The sequence below is a fragment of the Tenacibaculum discolor genome (genome assembly GCF_003664185.1).
Classification (GTDB): domain Bacteria; phylum Bacteroidota; class Bacteroidia; order Flavobacteriales; family Flavobacteriaceae; genus Polaribacter; species Polaribacter discolor.
In genome coordinates this window covers 1-21,394 of the sequence record NZ_RCCS01000005.1, presented here as the reverse complement: position 1 = coordinate 21,394, position 21,394 = coordinate 1, and the positions used below count along the sequence as shown (strand labels likewise).

Here is a 21,394-nt window from a genome sequence, read left to right as displayed (position 1 = left end):
ATTTAGTTACACAAGAACGCTCTCATGTTATGTTTATGTTATCATTTAAAAGTGTACGTCTACCTGTAATCTATACATTAATTGATTTGTAGCTGTTGCTATATCTAAGTAACTAATATCGGTTTGTACTTTTAATTTATGACCAACAATGTACTTTGATAATCCTATTGTGTATTGATTTTCAGTTCCTTTTCCTGTAATGTTTTCGTCCAAAGAAATGTTAGTAAAGCGACCAGATACTTCCCAGTCTTTAGCAAATAAATACCCTGATTGAAGGTTTAAACCGCTTCCTACTTGTACAATTTCTCCGGTAAGAGTTCCGTCTGAGTTTTTTGCGAAAGGATCTTCGGCGTCTCTGTATGAATATTCTCCCATAAAAGAGAATCCTTTATATTTAAACATAGCATCCATAAAAAAGGTTGATATGTTTGTTTGATAGTATCCTTCATCATTAACCATATAAGTACCTTGGTTACTTCTGGTTTTTACGGCATTGTTATTAAAGTCATAACTCATACCAATGGCAAGCTTAGGAGTTTTTTCTCTTTTTAAATCACTACCTATATAATCTCCTTTGCCTTCAAACTTTCCAAAAGGTAAAAATTCTAGATGAGCAGTATATTGATGTCCGCCTAGGTTTCCTACGGTAACATTTCTTCCTTCACCTTGCGAAAAAGCTAAAGCTTCTCTAACAATAAACTTATCAGATAAATTAAAATGATGTCTTAACTGTATTCCCATATCTCTATCAATATTAAAACGTTTGTTTAATAAAGAACGATCTACTAATTGCATATTAGCAGAAGAAATAACACGTTCACGGTTTCCAGGTAGTTTGGTTTGTCCAAACCATAATTCAAAATTTTGATGGAAGTTCCACTTTAGAACTGCATCTAAAATGTATCTTGGGGCGTTTCCTGTATGTTCTGAAGCGCCACTAATATCTCTATTAGACAATCCAAGTTCCATTTTATATTTTAATTTGGGAGAAAAAGCAAATCCTTTAAATTTTAAACGAGCTCTTCTTACTAACATTGAAGATGTTGGGTTATATAAACCATCTTTGTTAGAATCCCATTCTGCAGTTGCTAAAAATTGCATTCTAGCACCCATATTCATAGACCAAGTACTGTCTTTTCCAACTAGATTAAATATACCCTTTCCAAATTTTGGTGCGTTTGTTTGTTGTGCATGTGTGTAGAGTAACACAAACATACTTACAGACGTAAGTACTGTTTTATAGTTCATTAGATGTTGTTTATTAGTTTTTGTCGCGGCAAATAACCAACCCTTATGTTAACTTAGTGTTAATCTAATATTAAAAAACTGCCTTGTTTTCAAGGCAGTATATAGTGAGTCAAATAAATAGTCGACAAAAACTAATAAATTTATAATGACTACTCCTCTTTTAGAGGTGAATCAAAAGTATTCTCTTTTTTTAATATAAATATTAAGTACAATTTAATAAACTGTTATGTGATGTGAGGGTTTAAGTTAATAAAAAGTTACGAAGTTAAATGTAGTCGGTTATTTTTTTAGGCCCCTCAAGAACAGATCTTGTAATTTGCATAGTACCATCTTCTTTAGTTACTACATGCCACTTAATAAGAGTTATTTCATTATTCTCAATTTCTAAACCAGTTATGCATCTAGGATGTACACAGCTACCATCATTAAAATGTGGAAGTTTGTTTTTTGATGGAAATCTGGGGCGATGTGTATGTCCTGTAATAATCATTTGATTATTATTACTCTTAATCCATTCTTCTAAACGGCGTTCTACCTTTATTAATCCTTTAAAGTTTTGAGCAGGACTTGTTGGGTCTTTAATTCCATGTATTTGTAATGGTCTCCACAAAACACGAACCAAAAACCTACTGAATTTCCAAAAAGTATAATTAAACCAATCTGCCTGATGTCCGTGGAGTAAGAAGATAGATTTACCATCTTCTTGTACCAGTTTAATTGCTTCAGAAAAAGAAGCATTTGTCATTAATTCTTTTTTCTTTCCATCAATAGTATCGTAATAAGAATTAAAGTTTTTAGCAACATTTTTAGGTTTTCGATAATTCATATCATGGTTTCCCCAGATAAAATATAACCTGTTTTGTTGGTGGAATTTTTGAAGTAATAGGTAAATGTATTTATTGGCATTAAAAATATTTACAAATTTATTCTCCCAAAGCTCATCACCATCCCCTAATTCTATATAGGTGAATTCTTTTTGAAAATATTGAGATAAAGCATAGTGATATATTTTTCTATTACGTGCAAAGTCATCAGCAAAACTGTTATCACCTCTATGGCAATCAGAAAATAAAATATATTTAGAGCTCTCATTTAAAGGTAGCTCTTTTGCTCTTTTAAAAGCTCTGTTTATTCTATGCTTTGAAGACATTTGTAGAAAAAGTTTATGTGCACATAAAGGTGCGAAAAAATGAAGTATACAACAAAACTTATTGAGTGTTAAAAAAGATAAACTTTAAAGTTAAGTTTATGATTAAATAAGAAGATGAAAAATATTTTAGTTCTATAATGTTAATTTTTAATAACTTACAAGGGAATTTATAATTAACATTAATACCCTTCAAAAATGAAAAAAAAGTATTTACTACTTTCGTTACTATTGCTGTGCCTTAGTTTTTCTAATGTTTACAGCCAAGAAAAAATGTTTTATGGTACTATTGAAACCAAAGACGCCTTAAAACTACAAAAAGTTGCTCCTGCAGATATTAAAATTCTTTCCTCCACAAATGGCTTTAGTGCAGTAAAATTAAGTCATCATGCAGCTGAAAAACTGCATCATATGATTTTAACTCATGGTCCAGGGTTTATTTATGAATCTTCTGAAAAAGAAGCTTTACAAACTATTCAGAAGCTTCAAAGTAAAAAAACGTATCAACAGAGAGCATCGTATACCATTAGTGAAGATCAACTTGTAAACCAAAGTTTAGGCTTGGTGAATAATACAAATATTGCTAATCATATAGTAGAACTTGAAAACTATGGAACTAGATATCACACAACCCAAAAAGCTACACAAGCTGTTCAAGATTTAAAACAAAAATGGGAAACAATGGCTAGCGGTAGGTCTGACGTTAGTGTTAGAATAGTTAACCATAGTAGTACTACAATGCCTTCTGTAGTTATGACAATTCAAGGAAGTGATCTTCCAAATGAATACGTAATAATAGGTGGTCATATCGATTCTGTTAGTCCAGAAAGAGAAACAAATGCACCTGGTGCTGATGACAATGCTTCTGGTATTGCTACAATTACAGAAATGGCTAGAGTACTCTTTCAAATGGACTTTCAGCCAAAACGAACTATTGAGTTTATGGCATTTGCTGCTGAAGAAGTTGGTTTAAGAGGCTCAAAAGAGATTGCACAGGATTATAAAAATAGAAATGTTAATGTGTTATCGTACGTGCAATTTGATATGACAAATTATAAAGGGTCACCTAAAGATGTCTACATTTCTGATGATAGTTATAATAGTAGTACTCTTAATGCTTTTTTAGCGAGTCTTATGGATCATTATAATACTTCAGGAAGTCATCAATTTACTTACGATTATACACGATGTAACTATGGTTGTTCTGATCATTATAGTTGGGCACAACAAGGATATGATGCAGCTTTCCCTTTTGAAGCATCATTTAACGGTTCAAGTCCTTATATTCATACAGTAAATGATACATCTGACCGATTTCCGACTGCTAATGCTACGCATGCGGCAAAATTTGCTAAACTTGGTTTAGAGTACTTAATTGAGGTAGCTAAAAGTAAAGGAAGTGTAAGTGTACCAACTTATTGCGATTCAAAAGGAAATAATGTGAATGATGAATATATTCAGAATGTAACACTTGGGTCAATTAATAATAATTCAGGAGCTACAAATGGATATGAAGATTTTACTAATATTTCAACTGATATAGAGCAAGGAAGTTCCAATACAATAACTGTTACACCTAAATGGACAGGAACGGTTTATAAAGAAGGATATGCTGTTTGGATAGATTATAATCAGGATTCTGATTTTGAAGATAATGGAGAGCAAGTGTGGATTAAAAGTGCATCTACTGATAATTCAGTGAGTGGTAGCTTTACTGTACCTAATACTGCAAAATTAGGAGTAACAAGAATGAGAGTGTCTATGCGATACAATAATACTCCTTCTTCTTGTGGTTCATTTGATTATGGAGAGGTTGAAGATTACACTCTAAATATTATTGAAGGAGATGGAGGTACTAGCACAGATATTTGTGATGGTGTACCTCAATATGATTCTTCTCAAAACTATCAGGTTGGTGATAGAGTTGTTTATTTTAATGTTTTGTATGAGAGAACTTCAAGTGGATGGAATAATATTGGAAACTGTGGTAGTGCTAAAACCGATAATTTAAGTGTAAGGCAAGTTTTAGTAAATGATAAAGATGTAATTGTTTTTTCTCCGAACCCTATAGAAGGAAGTGCTATAGTTTTACAAGTGAATAATGAGTTGTGGAAAAATAAAGAAGTTGCTATTTATAATGTAAATGGAAGGTTGTTGAAAAAAATAAAAATGAACTCTAGAAGTAATAATGTAGATGTTTCAAAGTTATCAGCAGGCATCTATTTTGTATCTTTAGATGATACGGGGAAAATGTATACTAAACAATTAGTTAAAAAGTAATTTTAAACATAGAATAAAAAAGCCCAAGTTTTTAAACCTTGGGCTTTTTTTATTTATTACTAACTTTAAAAAGCTAACACTTTATTTCACTTTTACAGTAATATCGTCTAACTCATAAGTTCCATCTTCTCCACTATTTCCGCTACCTGTATATTTAAAAGCAATATACGCAGTACCAGTATACCCAGATAAATCTATGTCACCAGAATTAACCCAGTTTTTATAGTATTCAGAATCATCAACAATAGTTGCGGGTAAAGTAATCCAGGTAGCAGATGCAATATTAGCTTCAGTTCCATCCCAGTCTGTAGAAATTAAAACCTCTAAATTACTTCCATCAGAAAAGCTATTTGATGTTTTGAAATTTAAAACTTCACTTTCTTGTGCATCAAGATCTAGTTGAGGAGTAATTAACCATGCAATTGTGCTAGCATCTCCCGAATTATAAGAACCTATTCTAGCTGAGTTTCCTAGAGAATAATTATCACTAAATACATTCCAATCTTGTGTTCCATCTTCTTGATAATTTGTCCATCCTTCAATCATAACACTACCATTAGGTTGATCCTCGAAGTTTTCTTCAAATAGAGGGTCGCATCGTTGATTTTCAAAGTTAATATCTGTAGGAGTATTTACAATTGCAACGAAATTTTCTGCTCTAAAGTCTTTTGTTAGTACAAAATTAATTGAACCTCTACCTTGTGGAACTAAGTTGGCTTTAAAACTAGCAAAAGTACTAGTTTGTAGGTTGATGCTGTTTCCTGATTCACACTCAGAAAAAGTTCTTAATCCGTCAAAATTATCATTTGGTTCACCAGAAAAAGTATTTCCTAATTGACTGCTGTCAAATTGAGCGCCTTCAACTGTAACAAATGTATTAATGTTGTCACCAGTGATTTCCTCAATTTTGATAATTGTTGGTACTAAATCCGCTTTAGTAGTTGAAGCAAAAACATGTTTTTCAACTCTAGGTTGAATTACTTCGTCTACTCTATCGTCAATTAATTGACCAACAGTGTATTTACCAGCTACTCCGTTTTCTGGATCAATGTTTCTTTCACCATCATCATAAGTAACCGTTAAACCATCTAAAACAACATACACTTTTCTTCCTGGCTCAAAAGATTGACTTAAAGAAGTATTGTCTAATAACAATTCAAAACCAGAAGTTGGGTTTTCAACTTTATCTTGAATAACTAACTTTTTATAAAAGTTACCAGTAGCATCAGAAGATACAACATATGCTTCAATAACAGCTAAAGGATTTGTATTTGGTGCTTCAGGGGTTGGAAATGTATATACTAATTTGTTGTTATTATTAAACTCTTGCTTCAATTGATCTTTAACCGTAGAAAAAGGAGAATTAGCAAATTGAGCAATACTAGGCTCTTTTTGGTCTGTGTTTGGAAGTGAATAATCTCCATCTTCAACACAAGATACTAACCCTAAGAAAAGAGTTAACAATGCAATGATATTTAATTTATTATTTTTCATGATTTTGTATTTCGTTTTGTTAGAATCTATAATTTACGTTTAAAAAGTAAGTAGTACCTCTACCATACCAATACTTGTTTCCAAAAACAGGAGTTTCTAAAGCCTTATCATCTCTTAATGCTCTATAGTTTGCATTTCTTGAAGCTTCATATCCTCCAGTTCGGTATACTGTGTCAAATAAATTGTTTACACTAGCAAAAACACTGATGAACTTATTATTAGCTATTTTCCATGATTTACCTCCTATTAAATTAACAGTATTATAATTATTAAATTTTTCTTGCTTTAACAACTCTCTAGCAATTGCAGGGTTGTAATCGTTAAAGGTGATCCCGTTTGAATCTTGAGTGAAACTACTAGTTCTTAACAGAGGAGACACATCTACATAAATATTGTCAAAAAAGTTCATGGTTGCACCAACCCACCAATAATCTGGGTCGCGATACTCAAAACCAATAGAGTATGTGGTTTGAGGACCAGCTGCTACTTTGTAATTTTTTAAGTTAGAAACTCCATAGTCTTTTAATCCTGTAACAGGGTCAAAACCTGAGCTTTGAAAGTCTGTGCTAGCGCTTACATCGGTATTTAACTTTACATTTGGATTGTTTGTATATGTATATTGACCATAGTTAGCAGCTCCCTTCAGTTTAATGGTAGGTGTTACTTGTGCTTCAATACCAAATTCAGCCCCAATATGTTGTTTGTTAACACCAGTCATGGTTTCTTGAAACAAGGCTTCTAGTTCTAGCCCTTGTGCAAAGAAAAAGCTTACTTCTGTAGCGTCTTTAATTTGTGTATAGTATCCAGTTAATTTTGATGTAATAAAAGGAGTTCTTAAAATATAACTAGCATCAGCTGTTAAGATTTTTTCAGTTTTTAAATTGTCAACAATGTTGTTAGTTTCTCGAGCATTGTAGAAAACATTTCTAATTAAAGGAGCCTTAGTAATATACCCTCCATTAAAATCTAATAAATGGCGCCCTGAAATTTTATAGGTAAAGCCTGCCTTACCACTAAAGCTAGTAAAATCAATTTTATCAGATTTTCCTAATGAAATAGTTGGAAAAGCCCCATTTTGATATAGTCCTTCTCTTTGGTGTGTCGTTTTATTAATATCTGCAGCAAGATAAAAATCAACTTTATTGTATTTAAATTGTGCTTGAACAAAACCATTTAATACTTCAGAGTTTAATTTGTAATTGTATTTAAAACGATCTCCAGTAGTAACAGTTCTATATGGGTTTTGAAGATCATTTTGTCTTTCGGAATCGATATCAGCAAAACCATCTACATCTAAAAATTGTTGTCCTCCCAAAAGGTCTAACATATAAGCAAAGTTTTCTGAGTTTAAACGAGAATATTGCACTTTAGCATTTAAAGTAATATTGTCGTTTAATTGAGAGTTTAAAATACTATTAATGTTTAATTGCTTGTCATCATTTCTGTCTTCATATAAAATGTAAGAAGAGTAACCGTTATTTGTTTCTTTTCTGTTAGCTTTATATAGGTTGTCCCAGTTTATTTGACCATTGTTAATAAAACCTTGTTGCACTTCGTAAACATATGGATTTCCTTGTCTGATAGCATAACTTGGAAGCTTTTGATAGTAGTCTGCTGAAGGGTTACTTCCGCCTAAGCTTACGATATATGGATTACCTGTGTTTGCATCAATTCCATCTAATTTATGACCACCATAATCTAAACGACTATTTCCTATTTCTCCAAATTGGTATCCAATATTGGTGTTTAAAGTAGTGTTATCAGATAAATTCCAATAATGGCTTAACATGATTATAGGTTCTTCAACTCTCTTGATACGAGAATTTCTCATATCTCCATTTTGATACCCCCAATAAGAGTTGTATTTTCTCCCTTTTAAATCGAAAACCTCTTCGGTATTTGATGAAGATTTTCCTCTTCTGTTCTGAGCATAAATAGAAGTGAAATTTAAACTATGTTTATCACTTAATTTTTTTTCTATAGAAAAGAAAATTGAGTGTGCATTATAATTTGTTCCATCGGTATAGCCTTCATCAGCATATCTTTTACTACCAGAAGCAGCGATAGCCCAACCGTTTTCTAATAAACCTGAAGCATAAGTTGCCATTAAACGGTGATTATAACTTCTATTAGAAGAAGCATAAGAAATACGCCCTCCTTCACTATACTCAGAAGCTCTAGTACTAATGTTAGTAGATCCTAAAACACCACCAAATGTGTAATTTGAAGGAGCTAAACCATTACTAAATTCTTGGTTACGTAATACATCGTTTAATCCACCCCAGTTACTCCATTGAGGTCTTCCGTTGTACAGCTTATTCATTTCAATTCCGTTAAGTAAAACTTTACCATTTTCAGAATCTAAACCACGAACTCTGTAAAAAGAACTACTCCATTCAAAAGCGGCTGTACGTAAGTATACATCTCTTGTAGCTTGTAATAGCCCAGAAATATTATCTGATGCACTTGTATCACCACTTAATTCATCGTCAGTGATAGTGATGGTGCTTAAATCTTGATCTTCAGATAAATCTTCATACATAAAGATTGTACCTAAATCTACTGTTTTTCCAGATAGTTCAACTGGAAAGTTTTGGGTTTCATACCCGTTTAATGATACCGTTACAATTTGTCTTCCGTTTGGTAAACCATTTAGTGTAAAAGCACCACTAGCGTCTGTAGTACTAGTGACGTTAGCTTCTTTTACACTTACAGAAACACCTTGCATAGGATTTTCAGAATCGCCGTTTATTACGATCCCCTTTACAATATTCTGCGCATTCAAGCCAAATAAACCTGAAAAAAGCAATAACATTGTTATCGTAAAATTTCTCATAAATGATTGTTTATAAAATATTTGAATATATTAATTCCCAGAGCCGAAATTATGGCAAAAGGGAGGCAAAATTACGAAAATTATGGTTATGTTAATATTAAGTTAAAGTTATGAAAGCTAGTTTTGTGTAAATTATAGGTTTTGGCTTGAAAATTGTTTTTACTTTTGTCGCGTAAAATTTATTAAATGAGAAATATAGCTTTACTTTTAGTCTTAACTCTTGTTGTTTTTTCTTCATATGCACAACAAGGAGCAAAAAAATATAAAATAAGAACTGTTGGTTTTTATAATTTAGAAAACCTTTTTGATACTAAGAATGATCCTGAAAAGAATGATGAAGCAAGTCCAATTATGGAGATGAAAGGAGATAAAGAAGAGGTTTATATAGATAAAATTGATAAACTGGGAGAGGTTATCCTACAATTAGGAGCAGAAAAGGCTAAGACTAGTCCTGCAATTTTAGGTGTAGCAGAAGTTGAGAATAAAAAAGTTTTAGAAGATTTAGTAGCGTCAGAAAGGTTAAAAAAGAAACGTTATAGTATTATTCATTTTGATTCTCCAGACAAAAGAGGAATCGATGTAGGGTTGCTGTATCAACCACGTTACTTCAAGCCGATTCATTTTGAGGCATTCAACCCTAATATTTATGATGAAAACAGAAAAGTTTATACACGTGATATTTTATTAGTTTCAGGTTATTTAGATGATGAATTAATACATATTATTGTAAATCACTGGCCATCTCGAAGAGGTGGGGAGGCAAAAAGTAGACCATTGCGTGAAAAAGCAGCTTATAAAGTGAAGCAAATTATAGAAAAAATTAAGCTGAACGATCCGAACCCGAAAGTGTTGATTATGGGTGACTTTAATGATGATCCTATCAACTCTAGCTTTAAAACTGTTTTGCAAACTAAAAGTAAGAAGAAGAATGTAAAAGAAGGTGATATTTATAATCCGTACGAAGATATGTTTCGTCGTGGGTTTAATACATTAGGTTATAGAGATAATATTAATCTATTTGATCAAATTATGTTCACTTCTCCTTTATTAGATAAAGGGAAAAAAGATTTTTCAACATACAAAATGTTTAAGTCAGGAATCTTTAATAAGCGTTTTTTAACCCAAAAGAGTGGACGTTATAAAGGGTATCCTTTCAGAAGTTTTTCTTATGGGAGGTATACAGGAGGGTATAGTGATCATTACCCAGTATATATGTACTTAATTAAAGAAGATAAATAATTAAAAAGGCTTGCAAAACTTGCAGGTCTTTTTAATTTTTACATATATCATTTAAATAATTATTCATTCTAAGTTGAAACAAAGTACCTTTTAAAAGATCGTCTATTTGCCACAGTTCAACTGATGATACAGCCATACTTACTTTATTTGAGGGAGTTTGAAGTAGAATGGATCTACAGTCTCTGCCTTTACTACATGTAGCGCAATTTTTTTGAAGCTTAGAATCAGTTACTTTGTCTAAAAATAACTCTATTTCTTGTTCAGTTAAATGAAAGCCTGTATCTCTAAATATTAATTGAACTAAGTTTGAATCGTTTTCTTTCCAATGAAAAGAAATACCTATGTTGTTGTCGTATATTTTAGTAATTCCGTCCATAACTATATTTATTTCGATAACAAATATATAAGTTTATTTGGAATTATTCTAAATAAAAAAAACAGAAAGGCTTTTACTACTTTAAATCTTTTAACATTAGTTGAATTGAAGTATAGCCATTCCATGTATTTTCATCTAATGTGTAAGCAATATCAAAATCATTTTGAATGGTAGATATTTTATTACCTAAACCAAATCCAATAGCATTGTATGTTTTTTGATCTGAACCATAGATAAGATTTAACTTTAAATGACTAGAATCAGCACCAACTTGTTTTCCGTAACCATTGTCTCTCACAGCTGTAGTGGTAAAAACAGGCTTCATATTTAGTGGGCCAAATGGAGCCATTTGTTGAATAATACGGAAGAATTTTGGGGTAATTTCTGACAGGTCTATCTCAGCATCAATAGTAATTTCAGGAGTTAATAAGCTTTTTTCGATAGTAGCGGAAACAACTTCTTCGAACTTATTTTTAAAATTTTCATATTGTTCGGGTAAGAGTGTTAAACCTGCAGCATATTTATGTCCTCCAAATTGTTCTATAAACTCAGAACATGCTTCTAAAGCATTATATACATCAAATCCTTTTACTGAACGAGCAGAAGCAGCTAATTTATCACCGCTTTTAGTAAAGACCAAAGTAGGTCTGTAGTAGGTTTCTGTTAAACGAGAGGCTACAATACCAATAACACCTTTGTGCCAGTTTTCATCAAAAACTACTGTAGTGTATTTCTCTTGTTCGTTATTGTTTTCAATTTGTAATAAAGCTTCTTGGGTAATAGCTCTATCCAATTCTTTTCTATCTGAATTAAATTTTTCTATTGCTGAAGCAAATTCAATTGCCGAGTCAAAATCCATTTCAGTTAACAATTCAACAGCATAATTTCCATGTTTCATACGTCCCGCAGCATTTATCCGCGGAGCGACTATGAAAACAACATCGGTAATAGTGAGTTCTTTTTTTTGTAACTGATGAATAATGGCTTTGATACCATTTCGAGGTTGAGAATTGATAACTTGTAATCCGTGATAAGCTAACACTCTATTTTCACCAGTCATAGGAACAATATCAGCTGCAATTGCAGTAGCTACTAAATCTAAATACGGAATTAAATCTTCAGTAGTTTGATTTCTTTTTGAAGCTAATGCTTGAATCAATTTGAAACCAACACCGCAACCACATAATTCATCATACGGATAGCTACAATCTACTTGCTTAGGATTTAAAACAGCAACCGCTTTCGGAACTTCGCTTCCTGGTTTGTGGTGATCACAAATAATAAAATCGATATTTTTTTCAGTAGCGTAGGCAACTTTATCAATAGCTTTAATTCCACAGTCTAAAGCTATGATGAGAGAAAACCCATTGTCTTCAGCAAAATCAATTCCTTGAAAAGAAACTCCATATCCTTCTTCATAACGATCAGGAATATAGGTTGCAATATTAGGATGAATTGTTTTTAAGTATGATGACATTAAAGAAACAGCTGTAGTTCCGTCAACATCGTAATCGCCAAAAACTAAAATGTTTTCGTTATTTGCAATAGCTGTTTCAATGCGTTGTACTGCGATTTCCATATCCTTCATTAAAAAAGGATTGTGTAAATCACTCAACGAAGGGCGAAAGAAATGTTTAGCTTCATCAAATGTTTCAATACCACGTTGTACTAAAATTTTAGCCAAGGTTGTATCGATAGATAATTCTTTGGCTAATTGTTTTACTTTAATGGTGTCTGGTTGTGGTTTTAATGTCCAGCGCATAGCAATTTTATCAAAAATAAATTAGTTGTTATGTAAATGAATAGCTGTAGTTACATCAGCAAATTTTCTAAACATTTCCATAACACCACAATATTTTTCTATTGATAAATCTACTGCTTTATTAATTTTTTTCTCATCTAAATCACTTCCGTAAAAATGATAATCTACTAATACTTTATGATAATATTTTGGGTGTTCTTCGGTTAATTCACCAGTAACAACAATTTTAAAATCATCAATTTTAACACGCATTTTTTCTAACATAGGAACAATGTCTAAACCTGAACAACCAGCTAAAGAAGAAAGCATCATAGCTTTAGGTCGTAAACCAGTATTATTTCCTCCATGCTCTTCAGAAGTATCAATAACTATTGGATGTCCACTAGGATTATCACTTTCAAATTGCATGTTTTCTTTCCAAACGGTTGTAACTGTGTTTGTTGCCATATCTTGATAATTTTTTGTTTATTGCGTAAGTAAGTCAATGTACATTTCGACTTAATACATTTAAATAGTAACACAAACTTACAGTAAAAAGTTAGTATTAAAAACTTAAAAAATAAATCTATGCCTTTAGTAACTCCTTTAGATCCAAACCACGATGTTGAAACCAAACAACTATCCGATTTTTATAATGAAACCTTAGGTTTTTGCCCTAATTCAGTGTTAACCATGCAACGACGTCCAGAAATTTCCAAAGCTTTTATCAATTTAAATAAGGCAGTTATGGAAAATCATGGTCGTGTAACTTCAGCATTAAAAAGAATGATTGCTTGGGTAAGTAGTAATGCTACGGGTTGTCGTTATTGTCAAGCTCATGCAATTCGTGCCGCAGAACGTTATGGCGCAGAACAAGAACAACTAGATAATATTTGGGAATATAAAACACATCCTGCCTTTTCTGATGCGGAACGTGCAGCATTAGATTTTTCATTAGCAGCTTCAATGGTTCCGAATATGGTGGATGAAAAAATTAAAGAAGAATTATATAAATACTGGGAAGAAGGTGAAATTGTTGAAATGTTAGGCGTAATTTCTCTCTTTGGGTATTTAAACCGTTGGAATGATTCTATGGGAACAAGTATAGAAGATGGTGCAGTGGAAAGTGGAGAACAATATTTAGGAAAACATGGTTGGAATAAAGGAAAGCATGTATAAATGAAATTATCAAAAATAAAAAAGCTCGCAATTGCGAGCTTTTTTATTAAGTATTTAATAGATTATTTTTTTAATAAATCTCTAATTTCTGCTAATAACTCTTCTTGGCTAGGTCCCTTTGGAGCTTCTGGTGCAGGTTCTTCTTTTTTCTTCATAGCATTTACAGCTTTTACAACCATAAACATTACAAAAGCTACAATAATAAAGTCGATAACATTGGTTAAAAACTCACCATACATTATAGCAACTTCTCCTGTTACTTTACCAGCCTCATCAGCTACACCTTCTTTAAGAACGTATTTTACGTCTTTAAAATCAGCCTTGAAAATAAGTCCAATTAAAGGAGAAACAATTCCACCAGTAAAAGAAGTTACTACTTGTTTAAAAGCGGCACCCATTACAAAACCTACTGCAATGTCTACTAAATTTCCTTTCATTGCAAAGTCTTTAAATTCTTTGAGCATTCCCATATTTTTGAATTTTAATTAGTTAATTGAATTGAAAAGTATAAAAAAATTAACTTTTCACCAATCTTTTTATACGTTGAGATAAGGCAGTAAGTATTTCGTATGAAATAGTTTCACATTTATGAGCCATATATTCTACATGTTGTTGATGATTGAAAATAATAACTTCGTCACCTTCTTTACAATCAATTTTAGTAACATCTACCATAATCATATCCATACACACATTTCCAATGATAGGTGCTGGTTGATTGTTAATGAAAACAAATCCATTTTTATTTCCTAGCTTTCTTGAAATGCCATCAGCATGTCCTATAGGAATTGTTGCACTTCGTGTAGGTTGACTAGCTACGAAAGCTCTATTGTACCCAACTGTTTCACCTGGTTGAACTATATTGATTTGAGAAATTATAGACTTAAGCGTATGAGTGTTTTTAAGTTGAGCGGTTTCTTGTTCATCATTTCCAAAACCATATAAACCTATTCCTAGGCGTACCATATCGAATTGAGCTTGTGGGTAATTGATAATTCCTGATGTATTCAAGATATGTATCATGGGTTGATATCCTAAGTGCTCATAAACTTGTTTTACTATATAAGCAAAGTTGTTAATTTGTCCAATAGTAAATTCTTGCTCACGAGGGTCTTCACTAGCAGCTAAATGAGAAAATATAGACTCAACTTTTACGTTATTTGATTTTTTTAGCTCTGCTACAATTGTAGGGACATCAGTATGCCAAAACCCTAATCGATTTAACCCAGTATTAAATTTTAAGTGTATAGGGTAGTTCATTAAAGGTTCTTCATCAGCAAGTTTTAAAAAAGCATCAAAGATTTTGAAACTATATAAACTAGGTTCAAGTCGGTATTTTACAATATCTTTTAAGTTTTGAATTTGAGGATTTAGAACTAAAATAGGAGTTGTAATTCCAGCTTCGCGCAAAGCTATTCCTTCACTTGAATAAGCAACAGCAAAATAATCAACGTGCTCTTGTGCGATTTTAGCAACCTCTGTAGACTCACTTCCGTAACCAAAAGCTTTAACAACAACTAATATTTTTGTTGTAGGCTGTAGCTTCTGTTTAAAATAGGCTAAGTTGTGTAGTACAGCTTTAGCGTCAATTTCTAATACGGTTACGTGATTACTGTTCATTATTGCTTTCTTTTTTATTATGTATTTCGTGTTCCTTCATAGCCTTATAATAAGCAGCTCTACTAAGTGGTTCGTATTCTTGAGTTTCGCCTAAAAGTACTAAGTCATCACTTTGAGCTTTTCTATAACTATAGTGGGCTAAATTCCCTGTACGTGTACATACAGCATGAACTTTAGTAACATATTCTGCGGTAGCCATTAATGCAGGCATAGGTCCAAACGGCTTTCCTTTAAAATCCATATCTAAACCAGCTACTATAACACGAATTCCTCTATTGGCTAAATCGTTACAAACAGCTACGATTTCGTCGTCAAAAAACTGTGCTTCGTCTATTCCAATAACATCAACATCATTAGCTAATAGCCTAATGTTTGAAGATGCAGGAACTGGTGTAGAACGAATTCTATTTTCATTATGAGATACTACTTCCTCATCATCGTATCTTGTGTCAACTGATGGTTTAAAAATTTCAACACGTTGTTTAGCAAACTGCGCACGTTTAAGTCTACGAATTAATTCTTCGGTTTTCCCCGAAAACATTGAGCCACAAATTACCTCAATCCAACCAAATTGTTCTGTATGATTTACTGTATTTTCAAGAAACATTTTGTAATTTTAAGCTCTAATTATTGATTTTTGTATTACTTTCGAATGAGGAACAAATTTATTAAAATTTAACAGCAAAAATTAAATTCAAACAACAACTTATGCACAAAAAACTAGCATCGGATTTAACCAGTTTAGCACACAGTATCTTACAGATGAAAAATAGAGAAGATGTGTTTGAGTTAAAACAAAAAGCATATGAGGTTTACGAAAAACTTTCGGTTTTAGCGTATGTAGAAGAATATATAAATAACACTCCAAATCCAACAAAAACTAAAGAAGAGCTGTTAAAAGATGTTTTACTTGCTGAAGAAAAAAAGCAGGCTGAAGCCGTGGAAGAAATTTTACCTAAAGTAGAAGAGGTAAGTGTAGAGGCAGAGAATGATGTTATAGGTGATTTGGATGCTGAAGTAGAAAAGACGGAACAACCAATTCAAGAAGAGATAAAAGTAGAAAAGTCTGTAGAAGAAAAGGTACAAAAGGAAGAGTCTTTAGAAGATAGGAAAGTACATTATTTAGAAGAAGACTTAAAAGAAAAGTTTGAGCAAGAAGCAGATGAAATAGCTGAAAAAGTAATAGAAGGAATTAATGAAGAAATAATTACTAATGAAATTATTGAGCAGCCTTTTGATGAGTTAGAAGAACTATTACATGGAGATGCTGATGATGTAAAAAATGATGTAAAAGATGTTGGGGAAAGAAAAACTCCAACTTTAGAAGATGAGTTACAAGATACCATTTCGGTTGATGTTATGACAGACTTATTCACTAAGGCAGCTCCTAAGAAATCATTAAATGACCATTTTCAAACTACAATTCAAATTGATTTGAATGATAGAATTGCTTTTGTTAAACATTTGTTTAATGGAGATCAAAACGATTTTAACAGAGTAGTATCTCAACTAAATACTATTAAAACAGAAAAAGAAGCGAAAAAGTTTATAAATAAAATGATAAAACCAGATTATGACTGGTCGGAAAAGGAAGAATACGAAAATAGGTTGTTGGAAATTATTGAAAGAAGATTTGCTTAAATGAATTCTGATCTTATAGTTATACATACTCACTTTCATAAACGAAGAACAGGTGTTACAAGAAGTATTGAAAATATACTTCCTGAATTAAAGAAGCTGTGTACGACTTATTTGTATGGTTATGGTATAGAAGGAGAAAAAATTAGAGTTTCTCAATTAAAAAAGTTATTATTTTCTAAAGAAAACATTGTTGTTCATTGTCACCGTAACAATGAAATTTTAAAAATGCTATGGTATCGAGTCTTAGGAGCGAAATTCAAATTAGTAGCTACAAGACATGCTGAAACAGATCCGTCTAGTTTTACCAAGTTTTTATTAAAGAAATCAGATGAGGTTGTTACGTTAACAAGCTCAATGCATAAAAATTTAGGGATTTCTAATGTAAAAGTATCACATGGTGTAAATACAAATCTTTTTGTTCCTAATCCAGAAAAAAGTTTAAAAAACATTTCGCAAAAGAATATTATCCTTTGTGCAGGAAGAGTAAGAAAAGCGAAAGGACAAATAGTATTATTAGAAGCCGTAGCACCCGAATTACTAAAAAATAAAGACTGGGCATTGGTTATTGTAGGTAAAGTAGATAAACCACCATTTTTAGAAGAATTAAAAACTATAGCAAAAAAAAATAAAGTAGAAAATCAGGTTTATTTTATTGATGAAACTCCAGATATTGTTTCTTATTATCAAGCAGCTAAAATTTCGGTAGTACCGTCTTTTACAGAAGGCTTTTCTTTAGTTTGTGCAGAGGCAATGGCATGTGCAAATACAGTAGTAGCAACAAAAAATGTTGGAGTACATTCTGAGCTAATAACAAATTTAAAGTCAGGGTATTTGTTTAATTCAGGAAATACAGCAGAACTTCAAGAAATAATTACAAACCTAATAAATGATAAGCTTCCCAGTTTAGGAGGTAGAGCTCGAAGGGAAATTGAAGAAAATTGGAGCGCAAAAAAAGAAGCTAAAGAACTGGTGAAGGTATATAAAGAGGTAAGCAAAAAAACTTTATAATAAAGTATTTTGCCTGAAAAAAACTCAAACTTTTTAAATTGATAAAGGTAGCTTGGTAGTTATTAAATAGCTTTGAACATCTAATTAAAATATAGGGGGAAAACCCCTTTTTAATTTTAGTATTAATAAGTAAACTTGTTAAGTAAATGTTAATTGATTAACTTTGCTCTCCTAACTCATATTTCTTACATGAGTTTTTCTAACCTCTCAACAAGATATCCCTTTAACCTCTTTGTTTTGTAACCTCTCTTACAACTAAAAATAAAACTTTAGTTATTTAACGACCTCTTTATAATAGATGTTTTACAACCAACTCGTTTTTTATGTTGGCTAGATGTGTAACCCCTTTAATAACAAAAAATTAAAGAATAATACCATGTAAAATATTACAATATGTTGCTTAATGATACAGAACCTGCCTGTAAAAGGAAAGGGTTAAAAACGTTAAAAAACTGCATTGATAAAGGTTTTAAAAGATGCCTATATAGTATGACAGGTCTTCTTGTCGTGCTTTTTTTCTTTGTAACAAATGCAGTGAATGCACAAATAGTAAATACAGAAACAACAGTTCAAGCAAACTTTGGTGTTGATTCAGATGTGTATTCAGGAATAGTATCCTTTCCAAATGGAGCAGTCTTCCCATTTGGAACAGATGATTGGTTTTTAGGAGACTCAGGGAAAGGGGTGATAGACGAAACGCCAACGGCAGTAACAGCAAATCTACTAGTAGATGATAATGCTTCTGCTGAAATAAGAATGAGTGTTCCTATTTATACAGTTGTAGATGGAAGATTATGGATTGATGCTGTATTTATCAGAGATCAGAATGCACAAGGTAATAATACAGATTCAAATGTATTTACAGGAGGGTCAGATAAAAACAATGATAATCCAAATACTTGGACAATTACTGATGCCTCAGTACCTCAAAAAAATGATATTATAGATGTTTTTGGGCACTTAAGAAGAGAAGGGGCTACTGTGGGAACAGATGAATGGGCTTTTTTAGGGGCTTCAACAAGAAATGATAGTGGAGATAGTTATTTAGACTTCGAATATTTTAGAGAAAAAGTAAACTTAGTAGGTGGAACTATTCAATCAGAGGTGGACTTATCAGCTACAGGAGGAAGAACCCCATATGTATTTAATCCAGATGGTTCAGTATTACAACATGGAGATATCATCCTTTCTGTTAATTATGCTAATGGAGGAGCTAATGCAATAATTAAACTATATGTTTGGGTTGAATTAGTAGGGGTTCCAGACTCTTATTTTGATACACATAACACGTTGCCCTTTAGACCATTTGAATTTAAACAAGATAATAATGGGTATATACAGTATGATGGTGGTAATGGAGCAGGAAATTATGGATATGCAGAAATACAATTAAGACAAGGGGTACCAGATGCAGTGTTCTCTCAAGTAAATGACGCTGGTCCAGTACCAGCAGGACCTTGGGGAACAATTAATAAAGGAGGAAACATAGTGTCTGACTACTCTCAAACTACTTTTGCAGAAATAGCAATTAACGCATCAGCATTAGGTTTTGATTCAAGTAGTACTCCTGGAATAGATTGTATAAGTCCGTTAGGAAGTGTAATTGTAAAAACAAGGTCTTCTGATTCATTTACCGCAGAGTTAAAAGATTTAGCGGGACCATTTAGTTTAGCAGATACACCTGAAGTAACAGTAGAAATTGAAGGTGAAGATTTAGGATGTACAGAAGATAGTATTACATTAACAGCAACTGCAACTCCAGAAGGAAATACATTTACGTATGTGTGGTATAAAAATGGAGAAGAGTTAGAGGGAGAAACAGGAAACACATTAGAAGTAACTGAAGCAGGGACGTATAGTGTAGCAGCAACTTTAGAGTTTGCTCCAGGAGTTTTTGGTTGTACGGCAGAAGATGATTTTGAGGTGAATGGAGAACCTTTAATTCCTTTAAATCAAGTTTGTCCAGAAAACCAAACAATACCAGAATGTACTTCACAAGAAGATATCAATAGTGCTTTTACTACTTGGTTATCTGGATTTTCAAATTCAGGAGGAAATGGAACTGTAGTAGAAAAATATTATATAGGAGAAAATGAAGTTGATGTAAATACTCTTGAAGCACCAGATGCTTGTGGAGGAAGTATTGTTTTAAGATATGAAGTCTCTGATGAATGTGAGCAAGTAGTTTCTTGTGAAAGAACATTTACAGTTACAGCAGATGATGAAGCTCCAGTCATTGCCGACCAAGACGACATCATGCTAGAAGAATGTAACCAAGCATGGCCAGAAGTGGTAAGCACTACTTGGACAGACAACTGTGGAATCGGAGGTGAGAAATCAGGAAGCCTAAACGGAGTAGCCGGAGAAGTAATGGCAGGCGAAGATGGTTGTACACAATACAGAGACTACACGTTCAATGCAACGGATGACTGTGGAAACCCAGCATCAGAAGTGGTAATCCGCGTAACCAGAATGTACGATGAGACCGCTCCAGTCATTGCCGACCAAGACGACATCATGCTAGAAGAATGTAACCAAGCATGGCCAGAAGTGGTAAGCACTACTTGGACAGACAACTGTGGAATCGGAGGTGAGAAATCAGGAAGCCTAAACGGAGTAGCCGGAGAAGTAATGGCAGGCGAAGACGGCTGTACACAATACCGAGACTACACGTTCAATGCAACGGATGACTGTGGAAACCCAGCATCAGAAGTGGTAATCCGCGTAACCAGAATGTACGATGAGACTGCCCCAGTCATTGCAGACCAAGACGACATCATGCTAGAAGAATGTAACCAAGCATGGCCAGAAGTGGTAAGCACTACTTGGACAGACAACTGTGGAATCGGAGGTGAGAAATCAGGAAGCCTAAACGGAGTAGCCGGAGAAGTAATGGCAGGCGAAGACGGCTGTACACAATACAGAGACTACACGTTCAATGCAACGGATGACTGTGGAAACCCAGCATCAGAAGTGGTAATCCGCGTAACCAGAATGTACGATGAGACTGCCCCAGTCATTGCCGACCAAGACGACATCATGCTAGAAGAATGTAACCAAGCATGGCCAGAAGTGGTAAGCACTACTTGGACAGACAACTGTGGAATCGGAGGTGAGAAATCAGGAAGCCTAAACGGAGTAGCCGGAGAAGTAATGGCAGGCGAAGACGGCTGTACACAATACAGAGACTACACGTTCAATGCAACGGATGACTGTGGAAACCCAGCGGCAGAAGTGGTAATCCGCGTAACCAGAATGTACGATGAAACTGCCCCAGTCATTGCAGACCAAGACGACATCATGCTAGAAGAATGTAACCAAGCATGGCCAGAAGTGGTAAGCACTACTTGGACAGACAACTGTGGAATCGGAGGTGAGAAATCAGGAAGCCTAAACGGAGTAGCCGGAGAAGTAATGGCAGGTGAAGACGGCTGTACACAATACAGAGACTACACGTTCAATGCAACGGATGACTGTGGAAACCCAGCATCAGAAGTGGTAATCCGCGTAACCAGAATGTACGATGAAACTGCCCCAGTCATTGCAGACCAAGACGACATCATGCTAGAAGAATGTAACCAAGCA

Annotated in this window: 16 protein-coding genes; 6 read left to right on the top strand and 10 right to left on the bottom strand. The window is 33.2% G+C overall.

Annotation, left to right across the window (positions count from 1 at the left end):
- Positions 1–45: 45 nt before the first annotated feature.
- Together C8N27_RS03630 and C8N27_RS03625 are read right to left on the bottom strand one after the other, a co-directional pair.
- On the bottom strand, positions 46–1,248 hold the full coding sequence (locus C8N27_RS03630; RefSeq protein ID WP_121146315.1) for a porin: 1,203 nt from the start codon (positions 1,246–1,248) through the stop codon (positions 46–48).
- A 265-nt stretch (positions 1,249–1,513) separates the two neighbouring features.
- Positions 1,514–2,398 (bottom strand): metallophosphoesterase, encoded by an 885-nt coding sequence (locus tag C8N27_RS03625; protein ID WP_121146314.1) that lies wholly within the window; start codon positions 2,396–2,398, stop codon positions 1,514–1,516.
- Positions 2,399–2,593: 195 nt separating this feature from the next.
- Here C8N27_RS03625 and C8N27_RS03620 point away from each other — a divergent pair, with 195 nt between their 5' ends.
- Positions 2,594–4,675, top strand: coding sequence for a M20/M25/M40 family metallo-hydrolase (locus tag C8N27_RS03620; RefSeq protein ID WP_121146313.1), 2,082 nt, complete (start codon positions 2,594–2,596; stop codon positions 4,673–4,675).
- An 81-nt stretch (positions 4,676–4,756) separates the two neighbouring features.
- Here the strand turns inward: C8N27_RS03620 and C8N27_RS03615 are convergent, their stop codons facing one another.
- Together C8N27_RS03615 and C8N27_RS03610 are read right to left on the bottom strand one after the other, a co-directional pair.
- On the bottom strand, positions 4,757–6,169 hold the full coding sequence (locus C8N27_RS03615; protein WP_121146312.1) for a DUF5689 domain-containing protein: 1,413 nt from the start codon (positions 6,167–6,169) through the stop codon (positions 4,757–4,759).
- Positions 6,170–6,188: 19 nt separating this feature from the next.
- Positions 6,189–9,005, bottom strand: a complete 2,817-nt coding sequence (locus C8N27_RS03610) for a carboxypeptidase-like regulatory domain-containing protein (RefSeq protein WP_121146311.1) — start codon at positions 9,003–9,005, stop codon at positions 6,189–6,191.
- Positions 9,006–9,191: 186 nt separating this feature from the next.
- On the opposite strand from C8N27_RS03610, the gene C8N27_RS03605 reads away from it, so the two are divergent.
- A complete protein-coding gene (locus C8N27_RS03605; protein ID WP_121146310.1) occupies positions 9,192–10,244 on the top strand; it encodes an endonuclease/exonuclease/phosphatase family protein in 1,053 nt (350 codons plus the stop codon).
- Between the two features lie 31 nt (positions 10,245–10,275).
- Here the strand turns inward: C8N27_RS03605 and C8N27_RS03600 are convergent, their stop codons facing one another.
- The 3 genes from C8N27_RS03600 to C8N27_RS03590 all read right to left on the bottom strand — a co-directional run bounded on the left by C8N27_RS03600 (position 10,276) and on the right by C8N27_RS03590 (position 12,829).
- Positions 10,276–10,620, bottom strand: coding sequence for a hypothetical protein (locus C8N27_RS03600; RefSeq protein WP_099214735.1), 345 nt, complete (start codon positions 10,618–10,620; stop codon positions 10,276–10,278).
- Between the two features lie 76 nt (positions 10,621–10,696).
- The gene (gene recJ / locus C8N27_RS03595; protein WP_121146309.1) at positions 10,697–12,382 is read right to left on the bottom strand and encodes a single-stranded-DNA-specific exonuclease RecJ; all 1,686 of its coding nucleotides are present in this window, start codon (positions 12,380–12,382) and stop codon (positions 10,697–10,699) included.
- Positions 12,383–12,403: 21 nt separating this feature from the next.
- Positions 12,404–12,829: an OsmC family protein gene (locus C8N27_RS03590; protein ID WP_028891787.1), complete on the bottom strand. Its 426-nt coding sequence runs from the start codon at positions 12,827–12,829 to the stop codon at positions 12,404–12,406.
- 120 nt (positions 12,830–12,949) lie between these two features.
- Here C8N27_RS03590 and C8N27_RS03585 point away from each other — a divergent pair, with 120 nt between their 5' ends.
- Positions 12,950–13,540 (top strand): carboxymuconolactone decarboxylase family protein, encoded by a 591-nt coding sequence (locus C8N27_RS03585; RefSeq protein WP_121146308.1) that lies wholly within the window; start codon positions 12,950–12,952, stop codon positions 13,538–13,540.
- A 62-nt stretch (positions 13,541–13,602) separates the two neighbouring features.
- On the opposite strand, the gene mscL is transcribed toward C8N27_RS03585, so the two are convergent.
- Genes mscL through C8N27_RS03570 form a run of 3 tightly spaced genes read right to left on the bottom strand, consistent with a single transcriptional unit; the run spans position 13,603 to position 15,767 of the window.
- Positions 13,603–14,004: a large-conductance mechanosensitive channel protein MscL gene (gene mscL / locus C8N27_RS03580; protein WP_201796520.1), complete on the bottom strand. Its 402-nt coding sequence runs from the start codon at positions 14,002–14,004 to the stop codon at positions 13,603–13,605.
- A 52-nt stretch (positions 14,005–14,056) separates the two neighbouring features.
- Positions 14,057–15,160, bottom strand: coding sequence for an alanine racemase (gene alr, locus C8N27_RS03575; protein ID WP_121146307.1), 1,104 nt, complete (start codon positions 15,158–15,160; stop codon positions 14,057–14,059).
- On the bottom strand, positions 15,150–15,767 hold the full coding sequence (locus C8N27_RS03570; protein WP_099214731.1) for a thymidine kinase: 618 nt from the start codon (positions 15,765–15,767) through the stop codon (positions 15,150–15,152). The genes alr and C8N27_RS03570 overlap by 11 nt, the downstream gene beginning before the upstream one ends.
- Positions 15,768–15,868: 101 nt before the next feature.
- On the opposite strand from C8N27_RS03570, the gene C8N27_RS03565 reads away from it, so the two are divergent.
- From C8N27_RS03565 to C8N27_RS03555, 3 genes are all read left to right on the top strand, one after another.
- The gene (locus C8N27_RS03565; RefSeq protein ID WP_121146306.1) at positions 15,869–16,801 is read left to right on the top strand and encodes a DUF8457 domain-containing protein; all 933 of its coding nucleotides are present in this window, start codon (positions 15,869–15,871) and stop codon (positions 16,799–16,801) included.
- On the top strand, positions 16,802–17,809 hold the full coding sequence (locus C8N27_RS03560; RefSeq protein ID WP_121146305.1) for a glycosyltransferase family 4 protein: 1,008 nt from the start codon (positions 16,802–16,804) through the stop codon (positions 17,807–17,809). It begins immediately after the preceding gene.
- Between the two features lie 489 nt (positions 17,810–18,298).
- Positions 18,299–21,394: hypothetical protein (locus tag C8N27_RS03555; protein ID WP_208639303.1), on the top strand; the 3,096-nt coding region annotated here is incomplete at its 3' end.

Coding starts and splice junctions, on each gene's coding strand:
- C8N27_RS03630 (WP_121146315.1), bottom strand. CDS start 1,248: ATGAACTATAAAACAGTACTTACGTCTGTAAGTATGTTTGTGTTACTC.
- C8N27_RS03625 (WP_121146314.1), bottom strand. CDS start 2,398: ATGTCTTCAAAGCATAGAATAAACAGAGCTTTTAAAAGAGCAAAAGAG.
- C8N27_RS03620 (WP_121146313.1), top strand. CDS start 2,594: ATGAAAAAAAAGTATTTACTACTTTCGTTACTATTGCTGTGCCTTAGT.
- C8N27_RS03615 (WP_121146312.1), bottom strand. CDS start 6,169: ATGAAAAATAATAAATTAAATATCATTGCATTGTTAACTCTTTTCTTA.
- C8N27_RS03610 (WP_121146311.1), bottom strand. CDS start 9,005: ATGAGAAATTTTACGATAACAATGTTATTGCTTTTTTCAGGTTTATTT.
- C8N27_RS03605 (WP_121146310.1), top strand. CDS start 9,192: ATGAGAAATATAGCTTTACTTTTAGTCTTAACTCTTGTTGTTTTTTCT.
- C8N27_RS03600 (WP_099214735.1), bottom strand. CDS start 10,620: ATGGACGGAATTACTAAAATATACGACAACAACATAGGTATTTCTTTT.
- recJ (WP_121146309.1), bottom strand. CDS start 12,382: ATGCGCTGGACATTAAAACCACAACCAGACACCATTAAAGTAAAACAA.
- C8N27_RS03590 (WP_028891787.1), bottom strand. CDS start 12,829: ATGGCAACAAACACAGTTACAACCGTTTGGAAAGAAAACATGCAATTT.
- C8N27_RS03585 (WP_121146308.1), top strand. CDS start 12,950: ATGCCTTTAGTAACTCCTTTAGATCCAAACCACGATGTTGAAACCAAA.
- mscL (WP_201796520.1), bottom strand. CDS start 14,004: ATGCTCAAAGAATTTAAAGACTTTGCAATGAAAGGAAATTTAGTAGAC.
- alr (WP_121146307.1), bottom strand. CDS start 15,160: ATGAACAGTAATCACGTAACCGTATTAGAAATTGACGCTAAAGCTGTA.
- C8N27_RS03570 (WP_099214731.1), bottom strand. CDS start 15,767: ATGTTTCTTGAAAATACAGTAAATCATACAGAACAATTTGGTTGGATT.
- C8N27_RS03565 (WP_121146306.1), top strand. CDS start 15,869: ATGCACAAAAAACTAGCATCGGATTTAACCAGTTTAGCACACAGTATC.
- C8N27_RS03560 (WP_121146305.1), top strand. CDS start 16,802: ATGAATTCTGATCTTATAGTTATACATACTCACTTTCATAAACGAAGA.